Annotated in this window: 15 protein-coding genes; 9 read left to right on the top strand and 6 right to left on the bottom strand. The window is 66.3% G+C overall.

Annotation, left to right across the window (positions count from 1 at the left end):
• Positions 1-25: 25 nt before the first annotated feature.
• The 3 genes from Q4610_RS17610 to Q4610_RS17600 form a co-directional block, all read right to left on the bottom strand.
• Positions 26-1,297 (bottom strand): Y-family DNA polymerase, encoded by a 1,272-nt coding sequence (locus Q4610_RS17610; RefSeq protein WP_304537253.1) that lies wholly within the window; start codon positions 1,295-1,297, stop codon positions 26-28.
• Positions 1,294-1,719, bottom strand: coding sequence for a LexA family protein (locus Q4610_RS17605; RefSeq protein WP_304537252.1), 426 nt, complete (start codon positions 1,717-1,719; stop codon positions 1,294-1,296). Before Q4610_RS17605 ends, Q4610_RS17610 begins: the two co-directional genes overlap by 4 nt.
• A 121-nt stretch (positions 1,720-1,840) precedes the next feature.
• Entirely contained in the window at positions 1,841-2,008 is a 168-nt protein-coding gene (locus Q4610_RS17600) for a hypothetical protein (RefSeq protein ID WP_304537251.1), read from the bottom strand.
• Positions 2,009-2,166: 158 nt separating this feature from the next.
• Between Q4610_RS17600 and Q4610_RS17595 the strand changes: the two genes are divergently transcribed.
• From Q4610_RS17595 to Q4610_RS17560, 8 genes are all read left to right on the top strand, one after another.
• Positions 2,167-2,742 (top strand): hypothetical protein, encoded by a 576-nt coding sequence (locus tag Q4610_RS17595; protein ID WP_304537250.1) that lies wholly within the window; start codon positions 2,167-2,169, stop codon positions 2,740-2,742.
• Positions 2,743-2,802: 60 nt separating this feature from the next.
• The gene (locus Q4610_RS17590) at positions 2,803-3,552 is read left to right on the top strand and encodes a PGN_0703 family putative restriction endonuclease (protein WP_304537249.1); all 750 of its coding nucleotides are present in this window, start codon (positions 2,803-2,805) and stop codon (positions 3,550-3,552) included.
• Between the two features lie 15 nt (positions 3,553-3,567).
• Positions 3,568-4,680, top strand: a complete 1,113-nt coding sequence (locus Q4610_RS17585; protein ID WP_304537248.1) for a PDDEXK family nuclease — start codon at positions 3,568-3,570, stop codon at positions 4,678-4,680.
• Positions 4,681-4,731: 51 nt separating this feature from the next.
• A complete protein-coding gene (locus Q4610_RS17580) occupies positions 4,732-5,262 on the top strand; it encodes a hypothetical protein (RefSeq protein ID WP_304537247.1) in 531 nt (176 codons plus the stop codon).
• 388 nt (positions 5,263-5,650) lie between these two features.
• Positions 5,651-6,046 carry an IS66-like element accessory protein TnpA gene (tnpA, locus tag Q4610_RS17575; protein ID WP_304537246.1) on the top strand — a complete coding sequence of 132 codons (396 nt, stop codon included), beginning with the start codon at positions 5,651-5,653 and terminating at the stop codon, positions 6,044-6,046.
• Positions 6,043-6,390, top strand: coding sequence for an IS66 family insertion sequence element accessory protein TnpB (gene tnpB, locus Q4610_RS17570; protein ID WP_304537245.1), 348 nt, complete (start codon positions 6,043-6,045; stop codon positions 6,388-6,390). The genes tnpA and tnpB overlap by 4 nt, the downstream gene beginning before the upstream one ends.
• Positions 6,391-6,433: 43 nt before the next feature.
• Entirely contained in the window at positions 6,434-7,996 is a 1,563-nt protein-coding gene (tnpC, locus tag Q4610_RS17565; RefSeq protein WP_425262586.1) for an IS66 family transposase, read from the top strand.
• Positions 7,993-8,595 carry a plasmid pRiA4b ORF-3 family protein gene (locus Q4610_RS17560; RefSeq protein WP_304537243.1) on the top strand — a complete coding sequence of 201 codons (603 nt, stop codon included), beginning with the start codon at positions 7,993-7,995 and terminating at the stop codon, positions 8,593-8,595. The genes tnpC and Q4610_RS17560 overlap by 4 nt, the downstream gene beginning before the upstream one ends.
• 9 nt (positions 8,596-8,604) lie before the next feature.
• Here the strand turns inward: Q4610_RS17560 and Q4610_RS21850 are convergent, their stop codons facing one another.
• Entirely contained in the window at positions 8,605-8,895 is a 291-nt protein-coding gene (locus Q4610_RS21850; protein ID WP_425262585.1) for a YkgJ family cysteine cluster protein, read from the bottom strand.
• Between Q4610_RS21850 and Q4610_RS17555 the strand changes: the two genes are divergently transcribed.
• On the top strand, positions 8,848-9,180 hold the full coding sequence (locus Q4610_RS17555) for a hypothetical protein (protein WP_304537242.1): 333 nt from the start codon (positions 8,848-8,850) through the stop codon (positions 9,178-9,180). The two genes, Q4610_RS21850 and Q4610_RS17555, sit on opposite strands and share 48 nt — an antisense overlap.
• Here Q4610_RS17555 and Q4610_RS17550 read toward each other — a convergent pair.
• Together Q4610_RS17550 and Q4610_RS17545 are read right to left on the bottom strand one after the other, a co-directional pair.
• Entirely contained in the window at positions 9,147-12,572 is a 3,426-nt protein-coding gene (locus Q4610_RS17550; protein WP_304537241.1) for a UvrD-helicase domain-containing protein, read from the bottom strand. The genes Q4610_RS17555 and Q4610_RS17550 overlap by 34 nt on opposite strands.
• A complete protein-coding gene (locus tag Q4610_RS17545; protein WP_304537240.1) occupies positions 12,572-15,238 on the bottom strand; it encodes a PD-(D/E)XK nuclease family protein in 2,667 nt (888 codons plus the stop codon). Before Q4610_RS17545 ends, Q4610_RS17550 begins: the two co-directional genes overlap by 1 nt.
• Positions 15,239-15,292: the final 54 nt, after the last annotated feature.

Below are 15,292 nucleotides of genomic sequence, written 5' to 3'. Positions count from 1 at the left end.
TCTCCCTCCAGACTCGTTCCCGCGCCTACGCGCGCACCACCGGCACGTCCGAGATCCGGGTCGTATAGGCCGGCGACTTCGCGGCCGCCCGCATCCGCCATTCCCGCTTGAACCCCTGCGTGCCCGGCACCGCGGTAAACCGGCCGAACTTGCCATTGATGTCGTCGAGCGCGGCCATTAGCCGCTCGCGCCGGACGTTGTCGGCCTCATCTTCGAACAGCGTGCGCGGCCGCAGCTCGGCCGACACCAGATCCTCGAGCATCACGCCGGCCTTGGTGTAGGCGTACCCGTCTCGCCAAGCATGCTCTGCTCCCCTCCGTGCGACGCGAACGAGCTCCAGACCATCGGCCGTCATGGGATACAGACTCAGTGTCCGCGAAGCGCCGTATTGCGGCCGATCGGCGAAGCGGTTGGTATGGAACAGGACCGTGAGCCTGCCGGCGACCAGCCCGTGCGAACGCAGCTTCTCTCCGGCGCGCATCGCGTATTGTGCGATTGCCCCCATTAGCACGTCGAAATCCGTCACGGGCTGGCCGAACGAGCGTGTCACCGCCATGCCCTTTCGCTGCGGCTCGATCGTCTCGACCACGGCGGCCGGCACGCCTCGCAGCTCGGCCACGAGACGCTCCAGCACGACAGTCCCCATGCTCCGCGCCTGCTTGACCGGCATGTCGCGGAGTGCGGCCGCGGTGTGGATCCCCAGCTCCTTCACCTTCCGCGCCGTCGCGCTGCCGACGCCCCAGACGTCCTCGACGGGAAACCGCTCCAGCACCCAATCGCGGATCGGCTCGTCTCGAAGGTCGGCAACCCCGTCGAACAGCGGGTTCTTCTTGGCGGCCGCGTTACCCAGCTTCGCCAGCGTCTTCGTTGGACCGATCCCTACGCAGGTCGGGATTGTGGTCCATTGCAAGACCTGGGCGCGTATTGCCTGCGCGTGTGCTACTAGGTCGCGATCCTCAAAACCGGCGAGGTCCAAGAAGCTCTCGTCGATACTATACACCTCGATGTCCCGCGCGAACGGCTCGACCGCTGCAAGTACGCGGCGCTGCATGTCGCCGTAGAGCGTGTAATTGGACGAAAGCACGCGGATGCCGTGCGCCTTTATCCTGTCCTTTATCTTGTGTATAGGGTCGCCCATTTTAATGCCCAGTGCCTTCGCCTCATCGGAGCGAGCTATTGCACAGCCGTCGTTATTACTAGCGACCACTACGGGCACGCCCTTTAGTCTCGGATCAAAGGCGCGTTCGGCCGAGCAATAGTAAGAGTTGCAGTCGATCAGAGCGATGGGCGTGCTCATACATACCGACGCGCGAGCCCGACGACGACGCCCCAAATCTCGACGAACTCGTCGACGACCGTGTGTGGGTAGCCTTCGGCCTCCGGCACCAGCCAGAGTCGACCATCCATTCGCTTCAGCCGCTTCAGGGTGCGGTCGCCGTGGACCAGGGCAACGACGATGTGCCCCGGGCGCGGCGCCTTCGCGCGGCTGACGACGATCAAATCGCCGTCGTTGATGCCGGCGCCGGTCATGGAGTGCCCGTCCACCCGCATGACGTAACTCGCGGCCGGCTGCTCGATCAGCCATTCGCCCAGGTCGATCGGTTCTTCAAGGTCATCCGCCGCGGGGCTGGGGAAGCCAGCTGGCGTCCGGCACAGCAGGATGCGAGCCTCGTGTGGGACCAATTCAAACGGGATTTCAGTCAGGCGAACGGCATACATGAATCGAGTCTCGTGCGGTCAGTTGCCCCTTCATAACTCGCGGGAGAACATTTTGGGAACGGCTAAGCTGGAGCGCGCTGGGGAAACGCCGAACCACGCGCGGCACTCCGCCTCGGCGCCGCTAAGTTGCCACAGCCGGGCGGGGCGGGCTCACATCGATCGCGTGCTGCAGATGGCATGCCGTCAACGACGCACCTTCCCCGGCGCGGTCGAGCAGCTGTAATGCAACCTCCATCATCGAGTAAGCGAGCTGTTCAAGCTCGCCGCCATCCTTGTCCGCCTGCATCATCGTCTCTCTTTCCGCCCCGGCGCCACGGGGATCGCCAGTCAAGGAGAACGCCGCGAGCGGCACTTTGCCCCGCCCGGTGAAGTGCCGCGAGCGGTCAAACTTGCTTCGCTATCCTGTGCGGGATTCACTTCGCGGGCGCTCTGTGCTTGTAATGTTCCATGTTTCAGCCCGACCTCTTCTCCTTCGAGGAGCGCGCTCGGCAGGCGGACGCGGATGAACCGCAACGGCCGCTCGACCTGCCGGCAATCCTCGAACGGCTAACCGTCGTCTGCGAGCGGCCACGCTACAGCTTCATGGTGCTGAACCTGATCGCCCAAGCGAGCGCCCAGACGGGCTCGGCCGGCCCGTACGTTCGCGAGGGAAGCCGCCGCATTCCCGTGCGCGATTGGCTCTGCGATGCGCTGATCCCAGTGGCTCAGCGCGACCCTCGTCGGCAAGCGATCGCCGGCAAGGTCCGCCAAGAATTGGAGGCGAAGCGTGCCCTCCCGGCAGATCCGGAGGTCGCAAAGCGGATCGTAGACGATCACGTTCGCAAGCGCGTGAGGCAGTCCGGCCGGACAAACGTGAGCCGCGCCGTTTCCGAACTTGTACGCGCCGGCTTCGTTCGCCGGCACTATCAAGGCTTCCGCGTTGACCATCACAACCGCGGCGCGCAACGCCAGGCAGTCTACACCATTACCGATGAGGCCCGCCGCGCACTGCACCTGGCCAAGGTGAAGACCTCGAACGGATAACTCTATTCCAGGCACCTGAGCGTTTGCAGTAGCCTCGCGCGCGTGCTTCAACCTGGGGCGATGACGACCCGCTCTCTAGCTCTTTTGCCCGGGGTGCCCGAGGATCTCGTCCGCGCAGCGTTGGGTAAGGCTGCCGGGAATGAAATCGACAGCGGTAAGCTCGACAGCCCGGAGAGCAGCGCGGCACTCGCCGTGAATGGCTTCGGATGGTTCATCGAACAGCCGGCGAGCCTCCCACCCTTTCCACCGCTCGCCGACCTCGACTGGCCAGCATGGAAGGTCGATGTAGAGCGGCAGATGCGTTTTCCTTGGACCGGCGGACGGCACCCGTGGCTGGATGCCGCAGTCGAAACAGCCACCCATGTCATCGGCGTCGAGTCAAAGCGCTTCGAGCCGTTCCGCGACAGCAAGAACGTCGATCTGTCAGCCGCGTATGATCGCGACGTGTGGGGCGAGCGAATGGCGCCGTTTACCGCAATGCGCGACCGCCTGCGGTCCGGGGCTGCTCACTTCGAAAACCTAGACGCTGCTCAGCTGGTGAAGCATGCCTTCGGGCTCGTCACCGAGGGCCGGAAGCTTGGGAAAGCCCCCGTCCTGCTCTACATCTATGCTGAGCCGCGGCATCGTGGGTCGACTGAGATACCGTCCGAAGTCATCGCTCGCCATCGGACCGAAATCGCGGACTTTGCAACAAGCGTGGCGGGAGCAGAAGTTCGCTTTGCTGCGTGTTCGTGGCGCGAGTGGCTAACGGCTTGGTCAGGCGAGGCTTGTTCGCACGCCAGCGCCTTAACCGCTCGCTTTCAACCCTGACCGAACGGAAACCGAGTGGCCCGCAGCATCATCTATACCGTGGATTCCGCCGGCACGCTGACAGCCATGCGTCCATCCGAGCCGCGCAGTGAGGATTTCATGCAGAAGCTAGTCGCCGCGCATCCAGAGCTTATCGCGGATCAAGACGGAGCCCTGCTGTTGATCCGTCGCGAGCAGCCAATCGCCGATCGGGAAGATGGTAGTGGGCGCTGGTCGTTGGATCACTTATTCGTAACGCGCACAGGCGTTCCCGTGCTGGTCGAGCTCAAGCGCGCGGTCGACACGCGCCTGCGTCGTGAAGTCATCGGCCAAATGCTCGATTATGCTGCCAACGGTACGGCATATTGGCAGGGCGGGCGTATCGCAGAAAGCTATGCCGCCACCATGGCGGAAAGCGGCCGTGATGCCGACGCCGAGTTGGTGACGTTTTTAGGCGGTGCTGCCGATCCCCAGCAGTTCTGGGACCAGGTTGATGCGAATTTTGCAGCCGGACGCATCAAGATGGTATTCGTTGCCGACACAATCCCTCGCGAACTCGCTCGGATTGTAGAGTTTCTGAACGAACAGATGAAGGCCGACGTTCGTGCAGTCGAACTCTCATGGTTTGAAAGCGAGGGTGGCGTTACGGCGCTGACGCCCCGCGTGATTGGCGAGACCGAGCGGGCCCAGACTGAAAAGGCTGCACGTGGCACGTTGCCGCCGATTGGCCGCGAAGCGTGGATTGAGGAACGGCTCGCCAAGTATGGCCCTACAACTGTCGCAGGCGCCGAGGCCTACGTAGAACTTATTGAAGCAACGGGCGGCTGGACGGAAGTTGCCTCAACACAGGGGTCAATCGTCTCATGGTATGAGTCACCCGATGGCGTCCTCTATCCCTTCGCTCTTTCACATTATAGCAAAGGCTCGGTACAGCTCTGCTTAGGTTATCTTATCAATCGCCCCGCCTTTGCCTCGCAGGAGGTGAGGCAGTCACTCTACGACAAGCTGACCGCAATCGTGGGACCACTCTCTACGAAAACGCTCAACGGTACGCCGAGCTTTAGCGTTTCAAAGCTGACAGATCCTGCGACCCGACGCGCTATCGAGGATTTGCTGCGAGAGATCAAAGCCATGGGAGGCGCGCAGTGAAGTTAGAATGCATCGTTCCAATAAGCCTTTATCACAACGCTGGTGACGAGCATGACCGCCCGCACGTTCCGCATCTCTGATCATCTCGCCGCCCGGCGATTGTTCTATCCCTCGCCCATTATTTCAGCACCGAGTGTTCTCGTAATTGACATACCCGTGGATTACCGGGGTGCCGGTCTTGCCCTTGGTCGCTACTACGCAATTATCGTTGAAACCGAGCATGAGCGAACAGAGCTGGATCGATTTCTCGACGTGCCCCGACGCAGGCTCATAGCGCCTACGCTTCTAGACCGACGTCCTTCAGCCATTTCATGCGATAACGTGCTGATGTCACGCTACGATCCGCCTGAGGTGGGATGGCCGTGGCTGCTCGTTTGCCGTTGGCCTGATAGCTATGCGGACGCTGCGCGGGGACTGGCCGGCTTCGATATGGCGCGGGGTTCCTACACAACCGAGATGTTCGAGGATCCAACTGCCGTTGACGTCCATAGCGCCGCGCTACTCTGCCAGCTTGGATCTCACAGCGAGTTATCGCTCCGTCTTATTACTGGCGAGTCGTTGTCGTCCCCAGGGAATGCCTGACCGGCTAAATGGCACGTTCACTGCCGTGGCTGATCCCATCCGAATTCTTGTGCTCTCCGCACGGGCAGACTTATGCGAAAGCGGCCCGGTAAAGCTGCAGGTTGTGCGGCTCGTCGAATGGGTCGCCGTGAGGATCCTGTTGAACGTCGCGGAAAATGTCTTCGCCAGCCAGCCAACGCTGCTCCGCATTGGGCGTCAGCAACGCGACACTCAGGGCACTATTTAGCTCGTACGCGCTTGTCGCTAAGCCTGCGCGCTTGAACGCGCCCTTCAAAGCGATTGCGTAGGCCGCTCTCTCCATCATGAAAAATAGGGGTGTTGGAATATCCGTAAGCGTGGCCTGCGGGCCGCCTTGCCCGTTTTGCCGTAGCTGGGATGTTTGTCGCCTTTGACGAGGGCGATAGCGGTGCGGGAAGTTTTCGGGTCCGTGGAGGTGGTCGGCCGGGTGTCGGGCCGGCGGAGTTGGTCGGACGAGGAGAAGCTGGAGATCCTGGCCGAGGCGTTCCGGCCTGGCGTCCGGGTTCGCGATGTTCTTGAGCGGCGCGAGATATCGAGCGGGCTGGTGTATACGTGGCGCAAGCAGGCGCGGCTGGGCAAGCTGGGCGACATAGCGCCCGCGCTGCCAACATTCGCCGAGGTGTGTGTGGCTGAAGTTCCTGCACCACAGCCGGCGACATCCACGCCCGGCCTCATCTGCATCGAATTGGCGGGTGGCGTGCGGGTGAGCGTGGACGGCTCGGTGGACGCCGGCGCGCTGGCGCGGGTGCTGTCGGTGCTGAGGTGAGTCCGACGCCGTTGCCGACGCGAGTGTTCCTGGCCTGCGGCGTGACCGACATGCGCAAGGGCTTCGATGGGCTGGCGGTGCTGGTCCAGCAGGTGCTGCGCGAGGATCCGCATTCCGGCGCGCTGTTCGCGTTCCGGGGCAAACGCGGTCATCTGGTCAAGCTGCTGTGGTTCGATGGCCAGGGGCTGTGCCTGTTCTCGAAGCGGCTGGACCGGGGCCGCTTCGTCTGGCCGGTGACCGCGACCGGCGCGGTGACGCTGACGCCGGCGCAGCTGTCGATGCTGCTGGAGGGCATCGACTGGCGCCGGCCCGAGCGCACGTTCGTGCCGACACTGGCGGGCTGAAAACGGCGGTTTCGCGTGGCTTTTGCTCGCCCGTCGGCATGCGATCTGCTATGCAATTCTGGTGTCGGAAGCGCCCGTTTCCTCAGCTGATGTCATCGCGCGGATCGCCGCGCTGGAGGCTTCGCTCGCCCGGGCCAATGCCGCGCTCGTCGCCCGCGACCTGCTCATCGACACCCTGCGCGGGCAGATTGCCTGGCTGCGGCGGATGCAGTTCGGCGCCTCATCCGAGAAGCTGGGCCGCGAGGTCGAGCAGCTCGAACTGGCACTGGAAGAGCTGGAAACCGAGCGCGATGTTTCCGCAGTCGAGACTGCGGCACCCGAAGTAGCGCCGCGACCGGCACCGGTCCGCAGCCTGCCGGACCACTTGCCGCGCGAGGAAGTAGTCCATGAGCCGGCATCTGGTGCCTGCACCTGCCCGGACTGTGGCGGCATGTTGCGTCGCTTGGGCGTGGATACGCACGAGATGCTCGACGTCATGCCGGTCCACTGGCGGGTCGTGCGCAACGTTCGCCCCAAATATAGCTGCCGGGCTTGCGAGAAAATCGTGCAGGCACCCGCGCCGGTCAGCGCCGTGGCGCGGGGCAAGGCGACCTTCGCCACGCTGGCGCATGTCGTCGTTTCCAAGTTCGACCACCATCTGCCGCTCTATCGTCAGGCCGAGATGATGGCGGCGCAGGGCCTCGACATCGACCGCTCCACCCTTGCCGGCTGGACCGGGCAGGCCGCAGTCCTGCTCGACCCGGTCGTCAGCCGTATCCGTGATGCTGTCTTGACCGCAGACAAGATCCATGCGGACGACACGCCGGTGCCGGTGCTCGACCCGGGCCGAGGCAAGACCGCGACCGGGCGGCTGTGGGTATACGCGGCCGATGACCGCGCGTCCGGCAGCACGGCGCCGCCCGCGACCTGGTATCGCTTCACACCCGACCGGACCGCCGCGCACCCGCAGACGCATCTCGCCGGCTTCCGCGGCTTCCTCCAGGCCGATGCCTATGCCGGTTATGACGGGCTGTACCGCAGCGGTGTCACCGAGGTAGCGTGCTGGGCGCATTACCGGCGCAAGGTGTTCGACCTGCACGAGCGCATCCCCACGCCGCTGACCACCGACATCCTCCAGCGCTTCGGCGCGCTCTATGCCGTCGAAGCCGAGGTGCGCGACCAGCCACCGGATGTCCGGCACCGAGTGCGACAGGACCGAACCAAGCCGTTGGTCGGCGCCTTGCGCGAGGTGCTCGACGCTGCCCTTCGTCGCCTGTCGCCCAAGTCCGATATGGCCAAGGCCATCGCCTATGGCACCAAACGCTGGCCGGCACTGTGCCGCTTCCTCGACGACGGCCGCCTGGAGATCGACAACAACATCGCCGAGCGTGCCCTGCGCGGCGTCGCCGTTGGTCGCCGCAACTGGCTGTTCGCCGGCTCCAGGGCGGGCGGCGAGCGTGCCGCCGCGATCTACACCGTCATCCAGACCTGCAAGGCCAACAGCGTTGACCCGCAGGCGTACATCGCCGACGTCATCGCCAGGGTCGCCGACGACTGGCCCGCCAGCCGCTGGGACGAGCTCATGCCGTGGAACTGGGCTCGCGAACCTGTCAGGCTGGCGGCATGAGCGCCGAAACCGTTGCCCGCCTGCACCTCGTCCTGGACAACATCGAACCCGCCATCTGGCGCCGGGTCGACGTGCCGGTCACCGCCAGCCTCAAGATGCTCCACGATGTCGTCCAGGCTGCGATGGGCTGGGAGAACTGTCATCTCTGGCACTTCGAGGCCGGCGACCACCGCTACGGCGTGCCGGACCCGATGTGGTCGGAAAGCGGCATGGCGGCCGCCAAGAACGTGAAGCTCGCCGCCCTCCTCGACCGGGGCATGAAAGAACTCGTCTACACCTACGACATGGGCGACGACTGGCGGCACACCATCACCGTGGAAACGGTCGGCCCCGGCGAGCCTGACGTCAAATACCCGCGCTTCGTCGCCGGCGAACGGCGCTGTCCACCCGAGGATGTCGGTGGCTTGCCCGGATACGAGATGTTCCTCGACGCCATGGGCGACCCCACTCACGAGGAACACGACCGACTGCGCAACTGGTATGGCGGCCCTTACAACCCTGACGACATCGACGAACGCTTCATCCGGCGCGCCGTCGCCGCCATCGCCATCCGCCGCCATGCTGGCAAGCTCGCCTACCAGAAGAGCCGGCCGCAATAACAAGGCGGCCTACCGGCCACGCTTACGAATATCCTCTCCGCTCAGCTCAAGGTAGGAGCGCCTGCAGAGCTCCGCGTCTGTAGAAGTCGCAGTCCGGCAGGCAATCGGTCGAACGTCGTAAACCGAGCAGGCTTGATTCTCACCTAAAAGCGGGCAGGGCGCAACAAACGTCGCACGCGCATCGAAGCTCAAATCTCGGGTGCGAGCAGCACGTTCCAGCAAGGGTTTGGTGTCCCGCCCACTGGATCGGAGATGAGCCGCTATGATCAGCGCTTCAGGCGCTGTGACCGAGACCCACATGTGGCAGCAGTGCGAGCATCCTCTGGAACATCGAATCAAGTCTCGCGGGCCAGCGCGATCGGACTTGGCCATGCTAGCGAACGCGAGAGGGTAAAGCTTACCGAGATTGCCGCGACGACGGCAGCTCAAGACTTCCTCGTGGAACACGCGCATAAGCGCGCAAACCTGATCCGCTCGACGCGCGGCAACGTCAATGCCTGTCGCCACGAGCTTAAGGTCATCTTTCGCCTGCCTGCGGCGATCGGCTCTGTTCATACCGAGGCTCCCGACGTGGCATCGGCCTGAATTGGAACTCCGGAGGGCATCACGCGGTAGATCAAACCTGTTGTTAACATGACGATCAGTCCGCGCGCGGCACCGGTCATGTCGAGATAGGCCCGCACCTGGGCGCGGTAGTGGTCGACCGTCTCAGGGCTTGGCTGGACGTCGCTCTTCCAGTCGATGACCACCTGCAGCGTGCCGTCGGCACCCAGCGCGACGGCATCGGCGACGCCGGCGGTCGCCTGCTCGACCTCTTCGAGGAGCGCCGACGCATAGACCGGGAGCTCAGGGGTGAGGACAGGACGAAGCTCGGCGATTTCGGGCAACGCGAGCGTGCGGACCAGACAGCCGGCAAGTTCAGCGGGTGCAAGGCCCTGCGACGGGTCTTCGACCGCCGACCGGCCGAGCGCCGCGATGAGCGAGCGCGCCCGTTCGGTTAGCGCGGAGCTGTCTTGCGCCGTCTCGCCGGTCAGCACCTCTTCGAACAGCTTGTGCAGGATCAGCCCGCGTTCGCGCCCGCCCTGGATGCTGGGGCGTTCGGCCTCGGTATCGGGCTGGCGGTCGTCGCGCGCCGCCCAGATTTCCACCGCCTCCGGAGTGAGCACCGCGCCGGCGCTGCTTTCGTCACGGCTCGGCGCCAGCCAGGTCAGCCGGCGATGGCGCTCGGCGATGGCGACGGCTTCCGCCGCGAAGCTCTCGCGGGTCTGCTGGTTGCCTCCGCCCGCCGCCGCTGCACCCATCTCCAGCGGGAGATGAGCGACATCGAGCGCCGGGAGGTCGGCGAGCGATAGGTCGAGCAGCGAGATCCAGGCCGACTTCGACGGCGCGGCGTCGAGGCGAGGCAGGACCAGCAGCTCGCGCGCCCGAGTGGCGGCGACGTACCAGAGGCGGACGCGCTCACGATCGAGCTCGGCCTTTTCCGCGTCGCGCACTTCGTCATAGCCGGCCGGTTTCACGCCGAAGACCGGGCAGTAGAAGGTGTCGCTGTCGCGATCGGTCACCGCGTTCTCGGCCGGCATGATGCCGGTCATCGTGTTGACCGGCAGGACGATCGGCCACTCGAGCCCCTTGGCCGCGTGCATGGTGTAGAGCGCGACGGCTTCTTCCTGCGCGTCGGGCCGCCCCTCGACGGCGCGGGCTTCGTCGGTCCACGCCGCAGTCATGGTCTCGGCGAAGGCGCGCAGCCCGCGAACCGCGAAAGCGGAGGCCAGGCTGAGATAGAGATCGACATTGGCGAGCGCGCGTTCGGCCTGGCCGCGGTGGCGGGCGAGCAGGATCGGCCGCACCCGCATCACGTCGACCGCTTGCGACAGCAGGTCGTGCGGGGTGGTGCTGTTGCTCCGGCGATTGAGGGCTTGCAGCCTTTCGATCACCAGGCGCGCCAGCGGGTGGGAGATCGTACTGGCCTCCACGCCGAGGTCGAGGCGCGGCAGGGCGTCGGGATATTCCTCGGACCGGGGCAGCGCCCAGATGATGTCGAGCAGCTCTTCCTCGGTCAGACCGACCAGCGGGCCGCGCAGGAGCGCGCCCAGCGCGAGCGTATCGCGGCGATCGGCGAGGACGCGGGTCAGCGCGATGAGATCCTGGATCTCCTGCCGCCGGAACAGGCCCTTGCCGGCCTGGGTGGCGACCGGGATGCCGTGCCGCTCAAGGGCTTCTTCGTAGCGCCACAGGTCGCTTCCGGTCGGCGCGAGCAGGGCGATGTCGCCGGGCCGGCAGACCCGGCTGGCGCCGGAGCGACGATCGAGGATCATTTCGCTGCCGATCAGGCGGGCGCACAGCTCGGCGACGGCTTCGGCTTCTGCGTCGCGTTGCTGCTCGGCGCTCGCCTTGCCGTTCTCGTCGGCGACGGCGACGTCCAGCGCGGCCACGCAGGGGGCCTCGCCCCGGTCGGCATGAAATGGATCGAGCGCGGTGAAGCCCGGCTGACCGTCGCTCGACAGCAGCGTCTCGAAGCGCTCGTTCACATAGGTGAGGATCGGCGCGCAGGAGCGGAAGTTGGTGGAGATCGACAGGACGCTGTCGGCATCCTGGGCGATAAAGGCGTCGCGCGCCCGGACATAGGCGCTGACGTCGGCGCCGCGGAAGCGGTAGATCGCCTGCTTCGGGTCGCCGACCAGAAACAGCGCGCCGGGACGGATCTGGAACTCCGTCCAATCGGCGGTCGCGCCCTCGGCGGGCGGCTCCCCGCACAGCCGCCAGAAGATTTCGGTCTGCAGCGGGTCGGTGTCCTGGAACTCATCGACGAGAACCCGCGAGAAGCGCGCGCCCAGCGCGCGGCGGACGTCGTCGTGATCGCGCAGCAGATCGCGCGCGGCAAAGATCAGGTCGTCGAAATCGAGCAAGGCGGCCGAACGCTTGTAGTCCCGGAACCGCTCCAGCACCGGCTGCACCTGCGCGATCAGATCGGCCAAGACGCGGCTGGCGACATTCTGAAGCAGGAGCTGCCACGCCTGGCAGCACGCCGCGTAGTGGTCCTCGGCCGCCGCGTTGAGGCGCTCGCCATCGGCCTTGGCCAAGCCCTCGCGCTTGGCGGCCTCCGTCCATTTGCCTTTCTTCTTGAAGGCCAGAAACGAGCCGCTCTTGGTGCAGAGCTCGGGGTGCGGCGGCGTCATCAGCAGCCGGACAAGCCCGGCCGGCGTTTCGGCGGTCGCCGCATCCTCCATCCCCTGGGCCATCTCGGCGAGGCGTTCGGCGAACATCGCCGTCTCCTCCTCGACCGCGGGCGCGGTCTGGATGAAGTCCGTGAAGGCCTCGGTCGCGTCATGGAAGGCGCGCAGATGCGGCGCGAGCGGCGTCACGGGCGGCGCCGACACGGTGCGCCGCTTGCGCAGATTAGCGACGATCTTGTGGATCAGCCCGACGGTCTCGCCGGGGCTTTGCAGCACCATTTCGGCGATGATGCCCCCTTGGACGCCCGAAAGCTGCTCGCGCAGCCAGGCGTCGACAATCTCGATGAAGGCGAGGTCGGCCTGGTTGCGGTCCATCACGCCGGCGCCCGGGTCGATGTCGGCTTCGACCGGATAGGGCTTGATCAGGCGCTGGCAGAAGCCGTGGATCGTCGAGCAGGTGATCTCGTCGACCGCCGCCGAGGCCGCCGCGAGGTTGGCCTTGTGGATTTCCGAAAGACCGTCCGGAAAGGCGATCCGCAGTTCGGTCGGGATCGTGCCCACTACGAGGTCGGCGACGAAGTCGCGCACGCGGATCAAAAGCTCGCTCGCGGCCAGTTCGGTGAAGGTGACGGCCGCGATCGACTTGGGCGCGACCCCTTCGGCCAGCATGGCGGCGATGCGGCCGGCCATGACGGCGGTCTTGCCCGAACCCGCGCCGGCCTCCACCAGGATGGACCGGTCATGGACGCTGATCGCAGCGCGGCGGGCATTGTCGTCGCGCAGGGCTTTGCTTGCGGCGATCATCACTGGGCCTCCCAGACTTGCGCGGCGTCGCCGAACATCTCGGTCGCGGCGGGCAGCTTGCGTTTGCAGTAGGTCGCGCCTGCGTTCGCCGGGAGGGCGAAGGCGAGGTCGTCATAGGTTCCGCCGGTGTCGGGCCCGATCAGGGCGTACCCGGCGGTCAGGTTGGCGCGCGCCGCCTGCAGATAGCTGGTGATCTCGAGCAGGGTGGCTTCCGGATCGGCGAGCTGGAGATCGACTTGCTCGCGCGGGAAGAGCAGCGAGGCGCTGATCGAGACCTCGGACCCGAGCAGCGCCTTGACGGCGAAGGCGTAGAGGCAGCGCTGCAACTCGCGGCCACCGTCGAGGCTGATGTCCTCCCTGGGCAGGCGGCCGGTCTTGTAGTCGCGGACCAGGGCGCGCTTGCCGTCGCCCGACAGGTCGAGACGGTCGATGTAGCCGTTGATGCGGAAGCCCGCGCCGGGGATTTCGACCGGGATCTTGGAATCCCAGGGGCTGTCAGCGTCCGACTTTGGCTCCAAGCCGCCAAAGGCGACTTCCCCATAGGAACGGGCGTCCGGCAGCCGTTCGTCGCCATAGGTGAGCGCGCGGCTCGTCAGGACGCGGGCGTCGTCGAGCGTCCGGCGCCAGATCACCTCCGGCGGCACAGCGCGTTCGCTCTCCCAGACCCCGGCGACCTCGCGCGCGGCCTCCTGCACGGTGGCTGCGATCTGCGCCTCGTCGGCCTTGGCCAGACCGCCGGCGGCCTCCAACTTCTGGAGCGCCAGATCGAGCGTCATGTGGACGAGGTCGCCCATGCCAAGGGCGTCGAGCACGAGCGGATCGGCGCCGCTCTCGGGCATCCGCAGCCGCATCGCGTAGCGCCAGACGAAGCCGAGCGGGCTGCGCAGGAGGAGGCGAAGCGAGCTTGCCGACTGGGTGCGGTCGAGGATGGCCAGCAAGAGCGGGTGGTCGGCGCGCACCAGGCCGTCGTGCGGCGTGATCTCCTTGCGGTGCCAGTTGCGCCAGCAGGCCGTGGCGGCGACCGCTTGGGGCTCGCCGGCAAACTCCTGCGGGCGCGCCATCAACCGGTCGGTCTCGCTGAAGGCGTGAGCCGGGACCGCGTTGCGGCGGACGTAGTTTTCCTCGCCATAGGCGCCGAGCAGCGAGCTGCGGCCGAGGAGCCGCCCTTCACTGTCGCGGCGCGCGCGCGACAGAACCACCTGGCGTTCGGTCGTGGCGAGGATCGTCTCGAAGTCCCGGCGATCGGCCGCCGCGACCGGCAGGGGATCGAGTTCGGCGGTCGGAATGACGTGATCGGAGATCAGGCGGTCTTCGGAGATGCTCCGCGGCCAGCGGGACGAGTTCAGCCCGATCAAGCGGACGAACCGGCGCGGCGACGCGGCCAGGGCGCTGGCGGGCATCCAGGCGACGGATACGCAGGCCTCGAGGCCGTCGTCCTGCTTGAGATTCTCCAGCGTCGTGTCGAGCGACCCGGTCGGCCCCGCCAGCAGCGCCTTGCGCCAGATTGCCAGGGCGCGGCCGCTGAGCAGCGCCGCGCCGATCTCCTCGGCGGCGCTGTGGCCCTTGCCCAGAAGCTCGACGATGCCGCGCAAGGTGGGGGTGTGGTCTTGCTCGTCAGGCCAGTCCGCGGCGGTCAGGCGCCCGAGCAGACGCGTCCAGGCCGAGACCGAGGCAAGCGGCGCGTCGGTCGGCAAGATGCGCAACCAGCCCACCGGCAGCGTCTGGAACGGACCGGCCTCGGACCCGCACAGCGCCGCGAGACGGCGCATCCGGCTCTGCGACAAGCCGCGAACGAGGATGTCGGCGAGCGCGGCGGCCGCCTGACCCTCGCGAGTGGTGGTGACCTTGATCCCGTGGATGAAGTGCAGGTCGAGGTTCGCGTCGGCGCGAAGCGACAGGAAATGGTCATCATAGTCCGCCGTCGAGGCGGCGGCGATCGCGATGTCCGCCGGCTCGGCCTCACCCGAAGCCAGCAGCGCCCGCGCCCAGCGGATCGCCTCGATGGCCTCATGATACGCCGTCGCCGCGCTTTCCGCCCGAACCGCCGGAGCCTGCGGCGCATCGCGCGTCACGATAACGCCGGTCGCTTCGAGCCAGGGCGGCGTCGGCCGCGGGCCCGCCGTCCAGGTCACCGGAGTGTAGCCCGTCAGCGCGTGAAGCAGCGGACGCCAGCACGGCGACAGCTCGGTAATGCCGACGATCTCGACCGGCCCTAGAACGGCCTTAGCGTGATCGAGGCGCTGACAGGCAGCCGCGACCAGGTCGCAGGGCCGCATCATGCCCGACGGCAGCTGCGCCAGTACCGCCGCTTCGAGACGCGCAATGGAATCGAGACGCGGATGCTCGTGGGCGCGGCAGGCCAGGTCTATGCCGGCGCGCCAAGCCTTGTGCAGCGTGTCGGCCGAGGCGTCGACCATTCCAGGCAGGAGCTTGATGCTTTCGAGTTCGCCGAGCGGGGTGTTCGGGAGGACGGCCTGGATCGCGGTGCGAAGGCTTTCGTCGTCGATCGGCCTTGCAAAGCCGCCGGCGAGGCGGACCGCCAGCTGTTCGAACGACATGATCTGCCGGCCGTGGCGGCGGTGGCGCGCGGCGTCGAGGCGAAGCTCCCGCATAGCCAGGCGTCCGTGGGCGACGGTAGTCCGCCGGTTGCTCATGATGGCAATCATCGCCGGTCTCCTCGCGACTTATTCGGGCGCTGGGTCAGTGCAGAGGCCGCAGCC

This window comes from Sphingobium cyanobacteriorum (genome assembly GCF_030580935.1).
GTDB classification, from domain to species: Bacteria; Pseudomonadota; Alphaproteobacteria; order Sphingomonadales; family Sphingomonadaceae; genus Sphingobium; species Sphingobium cyanobacteriorum.
The sequence above is the reverse complement of the archived record's forward strand: the minus strand, read 5'-3'. Positions and strand labels throughout refer to the sequence as shown.